Origin of the sequence: Streptomyces sp. NPDC012835 (assembly GCF_042900885.1) — a bacterium.
Lineage (GTDB): Bacteria > Actinomycetota > Actinomycetes > Streptomycetales > Streptomycetaceae > Streptomyces.
Genome location: NZ_JBIBBW010000002.1, coordinates 1,120,570 through 1,133,167, shown reverse-complemented (window position 1 = coordinate 1,133,167; position 12,598 = coordinate 1,120,570). Strand labels below are relative to the sequence as shown.

The following is a 12,598-nucleotide window of genomic DNA, read 5'->3' as shown; positions in this document are numbered from 1 at the left end:
GTTCTCCCTATGAGGTCATAACCTGGACTTATGACCGATGTGCCGTCCGCCGCCCACTCCTGCCCGCCCACCACCGGGCCCCTCGCCCACCGGGTGCCCGACCTCGGGGCGCTGGAGCTGCTGCTCGCCGTCGCCCGGCTCGGCAGCCTCGGCCGGGCCGCCCGCGAGACCGGCATCAGCCAGCCCGCCGCCAGCAGCCGCGTCCGGGCCATGGAGCGTCAGCTCGGGGTCGCCCTGGTGGACCGCTCACCGCGCGGCTCACGGCTCACCGACGCCGGCGCGCTGGTCACCGACTGGGCCCGGCGCGTGGTGGAGGCGGCCGAGGCGTTCGACGCGGGAGCGCAGGCGCTGCGCGGGCGCCGGGACTCGCGGCTGCGGGTCGCCGCCAGCATGACCATCGCGGAGTACTTGCTGCCGCGCTGGCTGATAGCGCTGCGCCGGGAGCGGCCCGGCACCGCCGTCTCGCTGCACGCGGGCAATTCCGTCGCCGTCGCGGAACGGCTCCTGGGCCATGAGGCGGACCTCGGCTTCGTGGAGGGCCTCGCCGCGCCCGACGGCCTCGACTCGGCCGTCGTCGGCCACGACCGGCTCGTCATCGTCGCCGCGCCCGGCCACCCCTGGGCCCGCCGCCGCGCCCCGCTCGACCCGGCCGAGCTGGCCGGGGCCCCGCTCATCCTGCGGGAACCGGGATCCGGCACCCGCCAGGTCCTCGACGCCGGCCTCGCCTCCCACGGCGGGCCGGCCGAACCGCTGCTGGAACTCGCCTCCACCACGGCGCTGAAGGCGGCGGCGGTGAGCGGGGCTGGCCCCTGTGTGCTCAGCGAGCTGGCGGTCGGCGAGGAGCTGGCGGCCCACCGGCTCGTCGAGGTGCCGGTGGCGGGCGTACGGCTGCGCCGCGACCTGCGCGCGGTCTGGCCCGCCGGCACCCGGCCGACGGGCCCCGCGCGGGATCTGCTCTCCCTGACGCGTGGCGCCTTCGGCCCCGGGCGCGGCGGCTCGGCCGGTCCCGCCGCTGCCGGCTGACCCCCTCCGTGCCGGGTGTCCTTACCGGGGGCCCGTACCGGCCGCCTCCCGCTGATCCCCTCTACGCGCCCGCGCCCGCCCCGATGCCGGCGGTGCGGGCGGACGCGGCCTCGACCAGGGCCGCCATCACCCGGGTGTCCTCGGCCATCTCCGGATGCCACTGCACCCCCAGCGCCCACGCCGGGCCGGCCAGCTCCACGGCCTCGACCGTGCCGTCCGCAGCGAACGCCGACGGCGTCAGCCCCGCCCCCAGCCGGTCCACGCTCTGGTGGTGGTGCGTCGGTACGGAGAACTCCTCGGGCACCAGATCGCCGTAGCGGGTGCCCGGCACCGGCTTCACCGCGTGCTCGCCGAAGCGGCCGGCCACGCCCGAGGTGTGACCGTCCAGGTGCTGCACCAGCGTTCCGCCCAGTGCCACGTTCAACAGCTGCATGCCCCGGCAGATCCCCAGCAGCGGGGTCCCGGAGGCCAGGGCCGCCCCGATCAGGGCCAGCTCCCAGGCGTCGCGCTCCGGGGCCGTCGGCCCGGTGCGCGGGTCCCGGTCGGCTCCGTACCGTACCGGCTCCACATCGGGGCCGCCCGCGATCACCAGCCCGTCCAGCCGGGCCACCGCCGAGGCGGCGGCGCCGGGACCGGGGTCGGGCGGGAGCATCGCGGCCAGACCGCCCGCCCGCTGGACGAGCCGGGGGTAGCCGGCGGGCAGGAGAGCGGCGGGCAGCTCCCAGACGCCCCAGGAGACGGACGTCTCCAGATAGGTGCTGACGCCGATGAGGGGCTTCATGGTCGCGTCCTCCGTGCTGGTTCTCGTGCTGTCTCTCGCGCTGTGCGCACTGTCAGTCCCGTTCGAGTTCGGCCTCGGCCGCGGCCAGCGCCGCGAACTCCTCCTCGGGCGCCGCGGCCACCAGCCGGTGCCGACTGTAGAAGGTGAAGTAGGCCAGGGCGACGACATAGACGCCGAGCGCGATGAAGGCCGCGTCCTTGTCCACCAGGAACGTCGCGACCAGCGCCGACAGCGCCAGGACGAACGCCACGCCGGAGGTGAGCATGCCGCCCGGTGTGCGGTACGGGCGGGGGAGGCCCGGCTCGCGGCGGCGCAGCACGAGATGGGAGAGGGCCATCAGGGAGTACGAGATGGTCGCGCCGAACACCGCCACGTTGAGCATCCGGCCGCCGTCCCCGGTGGCCGCCGCCAGCGCGAAGCCGATCGCGCCGGGGATCAGAAGACCCGGATAGGGGGCTTTGCGGGCGCTCGTGAGGGAAAGGAACCGGGGCAGATAGCCCGCGCGCGAGAGCGCGAACAGCTGCCGGGAGCCGGCGTAGATCAGGGAGAAGAAAGACGCGACCAGACCAGCGAGACCCGCGTAGTTCACGAACCGGCTCAGCGGAGTCGGCTCGCCGTCGCCCTGGAGCGCGACCACCAGCGGGTTGCCCGCCTCCTGGACGGCGGCCGAACCCCGCGCCCCCGTCGCGGCGAAGAAGGTCACCAGCGCCAGCAGGACGAGCACGCCCATGGCGATCGACAGCGCCCTCGGCATGGAACGCACCGGGTCCTTGGCCTCCTCGGCGGCCAGCGGCACCCCCTCCACCCCCAGGAAGAACCACATGCCGAACGGGAACGCCGCCCAGATGCCCAGCACGCCGAACGGCAGCCAGGAGTTCGCGCCGAACGCCGCCTCGTCCACGGGGATGTCGTTGAGTCCGCTCGCGTCGAACTCGGTGAAGGCGCCGACCGCGAAGATCAGCAGCGCCGCCACCGCGACGGCCGTCACCACCAGGCTGAAGCGCAGCGCCTCACCGACCCCCCAGAGATGGATGCCGATGAAGATCACGAAGCAGGCCAGATAGACCGGCCAGCCGGCCGTCAGACCGAAGAGACGGAGGGATTCGACGTACTCGCCGATGAAGATGGAGATCGCGGCCGGAGCCAGGATGTACTCGATGAGGATCGCCGTGCCGGTGAGGAAGCCGCCCCAGGTGCCCAGCGCGCGGCGGGCGAAGCCGTAGCCGCCGCCGGCGGTGGGGAGGATGGCGGACAGCTCGGCGAGCGAGAAGACGAGACACGCGTACATCACCCCCATCAGCACCATGGCGATCGCGAGGCCGCCGAAGCCGCCCTCGGAGAGGCCGATGTTCCAGCCGGAGAAGTCCCCGGAGACGACATAGGCGACCCCGAGACCGGTCAGCAGCAGCCAGCCCGCGCTGCCGCGCCGCAGCGCGCGCCGTTTCAGATAGTCGGTGTCCCGCTGGTCGGCGCCGTCGGCCGTGTCGGCCGGTGGGGTGAGCGCGTCGGTGCCGTCGGACATGAGCAGCTCCTGCCTCGGGGTAAAGGTGTGAGGCCACACCTTTACGCTCCGGATGGCCGCGCGCAAGGCTCAGGCGTTAAACGGCTGTTACGGATGGGACGGACCTGGCCCACGGGCGCGGCCCGCGACCGGGCGGGCGTGGCCGGGGCGTTCGGGCGCTCAGCTGAGGAAGCCGCGCAGCAGCGCCGCCGTGCCGCCGCAGTGCTCGCGGGCGATCTCGCGCGCCCCGTCGGCGTCCCCGTCCAGCACCGCCTCCACCAGCGCCGTGTGCTGGCGCTGCGAGTGCTCCAGGTTCCGCACCAGCAGCGGGATGCAGTCCAGCAGATCGTTCACCGACGCCCGGACGGCCGCGTACTGCTCGGTCAGCGTCGTGGAGCCCGCCAGCTCGGCGAGGGTGAGATGCAGCAGCGTGTCCAGCCTGCGGTAATCCGCCAGCGGCGCGTCCCGGGTCGCCGCCAGCGCCGACCGCAGCCGCGCCGCCCGCTCCCCGTCCAGCCCGTCCGCCGCGCACAGCCCCGCGGCGCCGACCTCCAGCACCTCGCGGAAGCGCAGCACGTCCTCGATGTCCACGCCCGCCACCCGGCGCCGCAGCTCCTCCTCGGCTCCCCGGGCCGGCGCGTCGGGCCGGGGGCGGACGAACGTCCCGCCGTACCTGCCGCGCCGGCTCTCCAGCAGCCCCTGGTCCTGGAGGACCTTGATGACCTCGCGCAGGGTGACCCGGCTGATCCCCAGCCGCCCGGCCAGCACCCGCTCGGCGGGCAGCCGTTCACCGGACGCCACCAGGCCGAGCCGGACGATCCGGAGGATCTGCTCCAGCGCCTCCTCGAAGCCGTTGCCCGCCCGCACGGGCCGCAGTACCGGAGTCAGCGGGTCCGCTTCCGGCGGGCCGGCCGACTCGCCCCTCTTCGCCACGTCGCCGTTTCCCCTTCCCAATCAATGGTCTACAGGCATACCTTATGGCTTCCGGCTGACCGAAGGAGGAGTAACCCCGTGGCAGACCGCACACCCCCGCTCAGCGTCGAGGAGCTGCGTGCCCTCGTGGCGAGCGGCGAGATCGACACGGTCGTCCTGGCCTTCCCCGACATGCAGGGACGGCTCCAGGGCAAGCGGTTCGCCGCTCCGTTCTTCCTCGACGACGTCCTGGAGCACGGCACCGAGGGCTGCAACTACCTCCTCGCCGTCGACACCGAGATGAACACCGTCGACGGATACGCGATGTCCTCCTGGGACAGCGGATACGGCGACTTCGCCATGCGCCCCGACCTCGCCACCCTGCGCCGCGTCCCCTGGAACGAGGGCACGGCGATGCTCGTCGCCGACCTCGCCTGGCACGACGGCTCACCCGTCGCCCCCGCGCCCCGCCAGATCCTCCGCCGCCAGCTGGAGCGCCTCGCCGAGCACGGCTTCACCGCGCACGTCGGCACCGAGCTGGAGTTCATCGTCTTCAAGGACAGCTACGAACAGGCGTGGGACAGCGACTACCGGGGACTGACCCCCGCCAACCAGTACAACGTCGACTACTCCGTCCTCGGCACCGGACGGGTCGAACCCCTGCTGCGCCGCATCCGCAACGAGATGGCCGCCGCCGGACTGACCGTCGAGTCCGCCAAGGGCGAGTGCAACCCCGGCCAGCACGAGATCGTCTTCAAGTACGACGAGGCGCTCGTCACCTGCGACCAGCACGCCATATACAAGACCGGCGCCAAGGAGATCGCCTCGCAGGAGGGCGTCTCGCTCACCTTCATGGCCAAGTACAACGAGCGCGAGGGCAACTCCTGCCACATCCACCTCTCGCTCCAGGACGCCCACGGCACCAACGTCATGGCCGGTGAGGGACCCGGCGGCATGTCGCCCGTGATGCGCCACTTCCTCGCGGGCCAGCTCGCCGCGCTGCGCGACTTCTCCCTGCTGTACGCGCCGACCGTCAACTCGTACAAACGCTTCCAGCCGGGCTCGTTCGCCCCCACCGCCGTCGCCTGGGGCTACGACAACCGCACCTGTTCGCTGCGGGTCGTCGGGCACGGCCGGTCCCTGCGCTTCGAGAACCGGCTGCCGGGCGGGGACGTCAACCCGTACCTCGCCGTCGCCGGTCTGGTCGCCGCCGGGCTGCACGGCATCGAGCACGGACTCGAACTCCCCGAAGCGTGCGCCGGCAACGCCTACAGCGCCGGCCACGAGCAGGTCCCCACCACCCTGCACGAGGCCGCCGCGCTCTGGGAGAACAGCCCCGTCGCCCGCGCCGCCTTCGGCGACGACGTGGTGGCGCACTACCGCAACATGGCGCGCGTCGAGGTGGAGGCATTCGACGCCGCGGTGACCGACTGGGAGCTTCGCCGCTCCTTCGAACGCCTGTGAGGGACGACGTGCGGGAACACCACGTGGCCGAACACCACATCCTCGACCCCGCCACCGGGGAGACCGTCGCCACCGTCGCGGCGACCACCCCCGCGGAGGTCGACGCCGCGGTACGGCGGGCCGCCGCCGCCCAGCGCGGATGGGCGGCGCTCGCCCCCGCCGACCGCGCCAGGGCGCTGCGCCGGTTCGCCGTCGTCGTCGACGAGCACAAGGAGGAACTGGCCAGGACCGAGGTCCGCCAGGCCGGCCACACCATCGGCAACGCCCGCTGGGAGGCGGGCAACGTCCGGGACCTCCTGGACTACTCCGCCGGGGGAGTGGAGCGGCTGACCGGCCGCCAGATCCCTGTCGCCGGAGGAATCGACCTCACCCTCCTCGAACCGCTCGGCGTCATCGGCGTGATCGCCCCGTGGAACTTCCCCATGCCGATCGCCGCCTGGGCCACCGCACCCGCCCTCGCTGCGGGCAACGCCGTCCTGCTCAAGCCCGCCGAGACCACCCCGCTCACCGCGCTCCGGCTCGCCGAACTCGCCCTGGCGGCCGGGCTCCCCGAAGGACTCTTCCAGGTCCTGCCCGGCGCGGGGGACGTCGCGGGCGAGGCGCTCGTCGACCACCCCGGCGTCGCCAAGATCGTATTCACCGGCTCCACCCGCGTCGGCAAGCGGATCATGGCGCGGAGCAGCTCGCTCGTGAAACGGGTGACCCTCGAACTCGGCGGCAAGAGCCCCAACATCGTCTTCGCCGACTCCGACCTGGAACGGGCCGCCGCGAGCGCGCCGATGGCCTTCCTCGACAACGCCGGGCAGGACTGCTGCGCCCGTACCCGCATCCTCGTCCAGCGCGAGGTCCACGACCGGTTCCTGGAACTGCTCGCCCCCGCCGTGGAGTCCGTCGTCGTCGGGGACCCGGCCGACGAGAGGACCCAGATGGGCCCGCTGATCTCGGCGGCCCAGCTGGAGCGGGTACGGTCCTACGTCCCCGACGGGGCGCAGGGCATCCGGGGCCGGGCACCGGACGGCCCCGGCTTCTGGTTCCCGCCGACCGTCCTCACCGGGGCGGCCGCCGACTCGCCGGTCGCCACCGAGGAGGTCTTCGGACCCGTCGCCGTCGTGCTGCCCTTCGACGACGAGGCGGACGCCGTCCGGCTGGCCAACGCCACCGAGTACGGCCTCGCCGGATCGATCTGGACCCGGGACGTGGGCCGCGCGCTGCGGGTCTCGCGCGCCGTCGCCGCCGGAAACCTCTCCGTCAACTCGCACAGCGCCGTCCGGTACGGAACACCCTTCGGCGGCTACAAACAGTCCGGACTCGGCCGCGAACTCGGACCGGACGCCCTCGCCGCGTTCACCGAAACCAAGAACGTCTTCATCAGTACGGAGGTCTGACCCCATGACCGCTCCCCAGAACGACATCGTCTGCCGCCGGCTCGTGGGCCGTACGGCGGTCATCACCGGCGCCGGCAGCGGCATCGGCCTCGCCACCGCCCGGCGCCTCGCCTCCGAGGGGGCGCACATCGTCTGCGGCGACATCGACGCGACCGCGGGCAGGGCCGCGGCCGAGGAGGTCGGCGGGACCTTCGTCCAGGTCGACGTCACGGACGCCGAGCAGGTCGAGGCGCTGTTCAAGACCGCGTACGACACCTACGGCAGCGTCGACATCGCCTTCAACAACGCGGGCATCTCGCCGCCCGACGACGACTCGATCCTCACCACCGGCCTCGAAGCGTGGAAGCGGGTGCAGGAGGTCAACCTCACCTCCGTGTACCTGTGCTGCAAGGCGGCGATCCCCTACATGCGGAGCCAGGGCCGGGGCTCCATCATCAACACCGCCTCCTTCGTGGCGCGGATGGGCGCAGCGACCTCGCAGATCTCCTACACCGCGTCCAAGGGCGGAGTGCTCGCGATGTCCCGCGAACTGGGCGTGCAGTTCGCCCGGGAGGGCATCCGGGTCAACGCGCTGTGCCCGGGGCCGGTCAACACCCCGCTGTTGCAGGAGCTGTTCGCGAAGGACCCGGAGCGGGCCGCGCGCCGGCTGGTGCACATCCCGGTGGGACGCTTCGCCGCCGCCGAGGAGATCGCGGCGGCGGTCGCCTTCCTCGCGAGCGACGACGCCTCGTTCGTGAACGCCACCGACTTCCTGGTCGACGGCGGCATCGCGGGGGCGTACGTCACCCCGGTGTAGGGCGACTCCCGGGCCGTGCCCGGCCGGACCCGGCCGGTGCCGGGTCCGCGCCCGCCCGGCCGGCCCGGCGGGCGCTCGCGCTCACAGGAACGTCCGGCCCTCACCCCGGTACGTGGGGACGGACGCCACCACCCGGTCGCCCTCGACCAGCCGCAGGGTGTCGAACCGCTCGCACAGCTCACCGGCCTTGGCGTGCCGGAACCACACCTTGTCACCGATCAGCAGATCGTCCGCCGCCGAGCCGATCAGCGGGGTCTGCACCTCGCCGGGGCCCTCCTGCCCGTCGAAACGCAGCCCCTGCGGCAGATACGGCACCGGAAGCCGGTCCCGGCCCGCCGCCCCCGACGCCGGATAGCCGCCGCCCAGCACCGTCACCACCCCGACCCCCGGCCTGCGCACCACCGGCTGGGCGAACAGCGCGGCGGGGCGGCCGGTGAACGACGTGTAGTTGTCGAACAGCCGGGGAACGTAGAGGCCCGAGCCCGCGGCGATCTCCGTCACCGCGTCCTCCGCCGCCGTGTGCTGCACACTGCCCGTACCGCCGCCGTTGACGAACTCCAGGTCCGGCGCGACGGCCCGCACCGCGCGGACCGCCGCCGCACGCCGCTCCACCAGCTCCCGGCGGGCGGTGGACTGCATGGCCCTGATCACCCGCGAGCGCAGCGGGCGCCCGGCCAGGGTGTCGCCCACCCCGGCTATATGACCCTCGTACGCCATGACCCCGACCAGCCGGAATCCGGGGCGCCGGGCTATCGACCTGGCCAGCTCGGCCAGCTGGGCGGGCTCGCGCAGCGGGGAGCGCAACGCGCCGATCCTGACCCGCCCGCCGAACAGCCGCAGGGCCGTATCGAGTTCCAGACAGACCCGCAGCTCCTCCCGGCCTCCCTCACGCGCCGCGTCGATGAGGTCCAACTGGGCCGGATCGTCGACCATCACCGTGACGGCGGCGGCGAGTCGCGGATCACCGGCCAGCTCCGCGTAGGAAGCGCGGTCGGCCGACGGATAGGCCAGCAGCACGTCCTCGAACCCGGCCCGCGCCAGCCACAGCGACTCGGCCAGGGTGAACGACATGATCCCCGCGAACCCGTCGCGGGCCAGGACCCGTTCCAGCAGCGCGCGACAGCGTACGGACTTGCTCGCCACCCGGATCGGCTTGCCCCCGGCCCGCCGCACGAGATCGTCGGCGTTGGCGTCGAACGCTTCGAGATCCACGACGGCGAGCGGCGCGTCGAGGTGAGCGGTGGCCCGGTCGTACCGAGCCCGGTCAGTGGTACGCGGATTCATGGCCCGCAGCCTGCCAGAGCCCGCTACCGCACGGTAGGGGGATGTTCTGGGCAGAACACCACCGGCCTCAGCGGTCGTTCCCGCCGGGTCCTCCCCAGCCCGTAGAGTGACGGACACGCCGCGTCGAACGGGCCTCTTCCGTAAGGTGATCGGCCATGCGGTGAACCGGTCGGTCAGGACAGCGGCACAGGGGGGCGGATGAGTACCGAGGCACCACGCGCCGCCGTACCCCCCTCGGCTCCCGTACCGCCGCGCCCCACGGCCCCGCCACGCCCCGCGACCGCGCCCGCCGAAGGCCCCCGTACGGGCCGCGAGAACGCTCCCGCCACGGCAGCTACGGCCCCGGTGGCACCCCTCGCCTCTCCGGCACCTCCCGCGTCCCCGGCACCACCCGTCTCTCCGGTACCACCGGCACCGCCCGCTTCCGTGGCACCTCCCGCCCCACCCGCCCCCCTCGTCGCTCCCGCGTCCCGGATCCCTCCCCAACGCGGCGCCGAGGCGGCGTTCCCGCCCCCGCACCCCTCCTACGCCTGGGCCCCGGCGGACGCCGCGATACCCGAGGAGCACGCCCGGCTGGTGCCCGTGCAGCCCCGGCACCCCGGCCGGGCCGCCACCGCCCTCGTCTGCGGTGTGCTCGGCCTCGGACTGATCGGCGGCGCCGCCACCGGCACCTGGCTCACCGGCGACTCGGCGGCGGAACCCGCCGCCCGGGACAGCTTCGCCACCGCGCGCTCCCTCTGGCACAGCGTCCCCGTCGACACCCTCTTCCCCCGCACCCTGGACGGCGACGGCGCCGGGCCCGGAGGCGCCGACCGCGACTGGACGCGGGTCGGCGTCGCCCCGGACAGTGACTGCTCCGTCGCCCTCGACCCCCTGCTGCTCAGGACGGTGGGCCAGGTCGGCTGCCAACGGGTGCTGCGCGCCACCTACGTGGACGCCACCTCCAGCAGCGTCACCACCGTCGGGCTCGTCTTCACCGAGGCCGACGCGGCGGCCATGGACACCCTGCGTGCCCGCTTCCGGGACGAGAAGCTCGACCGGCGCGCCGACCTGATGCCCCGCGCCTTCCCCGTCGAGGGCACCCCCGCCGCCGGATTCGGGGCCACGCAGCGAGCCAGCTGGTCGGTGAACGTCCTCACCGACGCGCCCGTCCTCGTGTACGGCGTTTCCGGCTTCGCCGACGGGCGCGAGGTCACCGCCCCGCAGCCCGCCGGTGAGGCCATGGCCACCGGAGCCACCACCGCGCCGGCGCAGTCGGGGCTCGGCCATGAGGCGAAGGGCGTCGCGGACCGGATAGAACGCGGGTTCCGCGAGGCCGCCGACGCCCGTACGGCGGAACCCCGGTGACCCGGAACCCGCCCCCGAAGCCCCCGAGGACCGCCATGCCCCGCAGGACCACCGGGCGCCGCCGCCGCGCCGCCGCCGTCCTCGCCGCCGCGTCCTTCCTCCTCGTCCCCGCCACCCCCGCGCACGCCGACGCGATCCGGATCCGGCAGTGGGCGCTGGAAGCGATGCACACCGAAGCGGCCTGGCGCAGCGCGCAGGGCACGGGCATCACCGTCGCGGTCCTGGACACCGGAGTCGACGACACCCACCCCGACCTGGCGGGCCAGGTGCTGGCGGGCAAGGACCTGATCGGCTTCGGGGCGGTACGCGGCGACCGCTCATGGGCCAGGCACGGTACCGCCATGGCCGGGATCATCGCGGGACACGGCCACGGATACGACCGGTCCGACGGCGTGCTGGGCATCGCCCCCGAGGCGAAGATCCTGCCCGTCCGGGTCATCCTCGAAGGCAGCGACCCCGCCAGGACGAAGGCACGCTCCTCCAAAGGAGGAGCACTCGCCGAGGGCATACGGTGGGCCGCCGACCAGGGCGCCGATGTCATCAACCTCTCCCTGGGCGACGACAGCGAGTCCGCCCACCCGGAACCGGGCGAGGACGCCGCCGTCCAGTACGCCCTCGCCAAGGGGGCCGTCGTCGTCGCCTCGGCGGGCAACGGGGGCGAGAAGGGCGACAACATCTCCTACCCGGCCGCCTACCCCGGTGTGATCGCGGTGACGGCCGTCGACCGCTACGGCACCCACGCGGCCTTCTCCACCCGCCGCTGGTACGCCACCGTCAGCGCGCCCGGCGTCGACGTCATCATCGCCGACCCCGACCGCCGCTACTACGAGGGCTGGGGCACCAGCGCCGCCGCCGCGTTCGTCTCGGGCGCGGTCGCGCTCATCCGCTCGGCCCATCCCGACCTCACCCCCGCCCAGATCAAGAAGCTCCTCGCCGACACCGCGCGGGACGCGCCGAAGGACGGCCGCGACGACGCCAGGGGATACGGATTCGTCGACCCCGCCGCCGCCCTCGCGGCCGGCGCGAAGCTGTCCCGTACGGACTTGAAGGGCCAGGCAGCGGGCGCCGCGAGCTACGGCAAGCGGTACTTCGGCGACGGCCCCGACGCCGTGCGCGAGGACCCGGAACCGGCTGCCTGGATCGCCCCCGCCGCGGGCGCGGCCGGGGCGCTGCTGCTCCTGGGCGCCGTGCTGCTCTGGCGCGGCGGCGTCCGGAGGATCGGCGCACCCGGCACCCGGCGCTGAGCGGCGCACGGGCGGGGCGGGGGCCGGGGCCGGGCGGTCGCCCGGACCGCACCACGACCGGGAGATCCACCCGACGACCCCGCGTTCCCCGGCCCTCGTCTACTCTCGTCCCGTGGCGCTCAAGAACATCCCCGCATCCGCGTTCTCCGACGACGACGGCACCGCCGATCCGGCTCTCGCGGCGGCCCTCGCCGCCTGGTCCGTCGACCGGACCGCCGAGGGGCGGGTGCTGGCGGCGCTCCAGGACGCCCGGCTGCTGGTCCCCATCGTCGCCGTGCTCGGCGAGACGGAGGAGGACGCGAACGGGCTGCGCCGGGAGAAGACCAGCGACATGGCCGTGCCGACGCTCCGGTCCGGGGACCGGCGGGCGCTGCCGGCCTTCACCTCCACCGAGGCGCTGACCCGCTGGGACCCCGGCGCCAGGCCCGTCGCCGTACCGCTGCACCAGGCGCTGCGGGCCGCCGCCCACGAACAGGCCGACACCCTGGTGCTGGATCTGGCGGGGCCCGTCACGTATCAGCTCACCGGCCCCGCCCTGCTGGCCCTCGCCGAGGGCCGGGCCAGCGCCGACCCGCTGGACGATCCGGCGGTCACCGCCGCCGTACGGTCGGCCGTCACCGCGGAGCGCGCCGTGCTGCGGGCGTATCTCGGGCCCGGCAGCGCGGACGGCATCCTCGCGCTCGTCCTGGACCCGGCCGCACCGCAGGCCGAGGCCGCCCGCCGGATCGCCGAGGCGCTCGCGGCCGACGCCGTGCTGAGGGCCCGCCTGGTGCGCGGACTCGACCTGGCACTGCTGCCGGCCGAGGCCACGCCACCCGGCGAGCCCCTGTTCGTACGCGGATAGGAAGCCGCCCGTCCGCC

General features: G+C 74.1%; 11 protein-coding genes. 7 read left to right on the top strand and 4 right to left on the bottom strand.

Annotation, left to right across the window (positions count from 1 at the left end; translation table 11 throughout):
- Positions 1-30 precede the first annotated feature (30 nt).
- Entirely contained in the window at positions 31-1,023 is a 993-nt protein-coding gene (locus tag ACFY6S_RS12445) for a LysR family transcriptional regulator (protein WP_388826313.1), read from the top strand.
- A 61-nt stretch (positions 1,024-1,084) separates the two neighbouring features.
- On the opposite strand, the gene ACFY6S_RS12440 is transcribed toward ACFY6S_RS12445, so the two are convergent.
- The 3 genes from ACFY6S_RS12440 to ACFY6S_RS12430 all read right to left on the bottom strand — a co-directional run bounded on the left by ACFY6S_RS12440 (position 1,085) and on the right by ACFY6S_RS12430 (position 4,238).
- Positions 1,085-1,804 (bottom strand): gamma-glutamyl-gamma-aminobutyrate hydrolase family protein, encoded by a 720-nt coding sequence (locus ACFY6S_RS12440; protein WP_388826310.1) that lies wholly within the window; start codon positions 1,802-1,804, stop codon positions 1,085-1,087.
- A 52-nt stretch (positions 1,805-1,856) separates the two neighbouring features.
- Positions 1,857-3,326: an ethanolamine permease gene (gene eat, locus ACFY6S_RS12435; protein WP_388826307.1), complete on the bottom strand. Its 1,470-nt coding sequence runs from the start codon at positions 3,324-3,326 to the stop codon at positions 1,857-1,859.
- Positions 3,327-3,485: 159 nt separating this feature from the next.
- Positions 3,486-4,238 carry a FadR/GntR family transcriptional regulator gene (locus ACFY6S_RS12430; RefSeq protein WP_388826304.1) on the bottom strand — a complete coding sequence of 251 codons (753 nt, stop codon included), beginning with the start codon at positions 4,236-4,238 and terminating at the stop codon, positions 3,486-3,488.
- 78 nt (positions 4,239-4,316) lie between these two features.
- Between ACFY6S_RS12430 and ACFY6S_RS12425 the strand changes: the two genes are divergently transcribed.
- From ACFY6S_RS12425 to ACFY6S_RS12415, 3 genes are read left to right on the top strand one after another with little or no spacing between them, the layout of a single operon-like run.
- Positions 4,317-5,681, top strand: coding sequence for a glutamine synthetase family protein (locus ACFY6S_RS12425; protein ID WP_388826301.1), 1,365 nt, complete (start codon positions 4,317-4,319; stop codon positions 5,679-5,681).
- A 23-nt stretch (positions 5,682-5,704) separates the two neighbouring features.
- The gene (locus ACFY6S_RS12420) at positions 5,705-7,066 is read left to right on the top strand and encodes an aldehyde dehydrogenase family protein (protein ID WP_388826298.1); all 1,362 of its coding nucleotides are present in this window, start codon (positions 5,705-5,707) and stop codon (positions 7,064-7,066) included.
- 4 nt (positions 7,067-7,070) lie between these two features.
- The gene (locus ACFY6S_RS12415) at positions 7,071-7,862 is read left to right on the top strand and encodes a 3-oxoacyl-ACP reductase (protein ID WP_388826295.1); all 792 of its coding nucleotides are present in this window, start codon (positions 7,071-7,073) and stop codon (positions 7,860-7,862) included.
- Between the two features lie 81 nt (positions 7,863-7,943).
- Here ACFY6S_RS12415 and ACFY6S_RS12410 read toward each other — a convergent pair whose 3' ends face one another.
- Complete coding sequence (locus ACFY6S_RS12410) at positions 7,944-9,146, bottom strand: amino acid deaminase/aldolase (protein ID WP_388826292.1); 1,203 nt, start codon at positions 9,144-9,146, stop codon at positions 7,944-7,946.
- Positions 9,147-9,572: 426 nt separating this feature from the next.
- On the opposite strand from ACFY6S_RS12410, the gene ACFY6S_RS12405 reads away from it, so the two are divergent.
- The 3 genes from ACFY6S_RS12405 (at position 9,573) to ACFY6S_RS12395 (ending at position 12,581) form a co-directional block, all read left to right on the top strand.
- On the top strand, positions 9,573-10,493 hold the full coding sequence (locus ACFY6S_RS12405; protein ID WP_388826289.1) for a hypothetical protein: 921 nt from the start codon (positions 9,573-9,575) through the stop codon (positions 10,491-10,493).
- A 35-nt stretch (positions 10,494-10,528) separates the two neighbouring features.
- A complete protein-coding gene (mycP, locus tag ACFY6S_RS12400) occupies positions 10,529-11,737 on the top strand; it encodes a type VII secretion-associated serine protease mycosin (RefSeq protein ID WP_388826286.1) in 1,209 nt (402 codons plus the stop codon).
- 112 nt (positions 11,738-11,849) lie between these two features.
- Positions 11,850-12,581, top strand: a complete 732-nt coding sequence (locus tag ACFY6S_RS12395) for an SseB family protein (RefSeq protein ID WP_388826283.1) — start codon at positions 11,850-11,852, stop codon at positions 12,579-12,581.
- Positions 12,582-12,598 lie beyond the last annotated feature (17 nt).

What these genes read in the sequence shown, in the direction of transcription:
- ACFY6S_RS12445 (WP_388826313.1), top strand. Translation starts at nt 31, where the DNA reads ATGACCGATGTGCCGTCCGCCGCCCACTCCTGCCCGCCCACCACCGGG.
- ACFY6S_RS12440 (WP_388826310.1), bottom strand. Translation starts at nt 1,804, where the DNA reads ATGAAGCCCCTCATCGGCGTCAGCACCTATCTGGAGACGTCCGTCTCC.
- eat (WP_388826307.1), bottom strand. Translation starts at nt 3,326, where the DNA reads ATGTCCGACGGCACCGACGCGCTCACCCCACCGGCCGACACGGCCGAC.
- ACFY6S_RS12415 (WP_388826295.1), top strand. Translation starts at nt 7,071, where the DNA reads ATGACCGCTCCCCAGAACGACATCGTCTGCCGCCGGCTCGTGGGCCGT.
- ACFY6S_RS12410 (WP_388826292.1), bottom strand. Translation starts at nt 9,146, where the DNA reads ATGAATCCGCGTACCACTGACCGGGCTCGGTACGACCGGGCCACCGCT.
- mycP (WP_388826286.1), top strand. Translation starts at nt 10,529, where the DNA reads ATGCCCCGCAGGACCACCGGGCGCCGCCGCCGCGCCGCCGCCGTCCTC.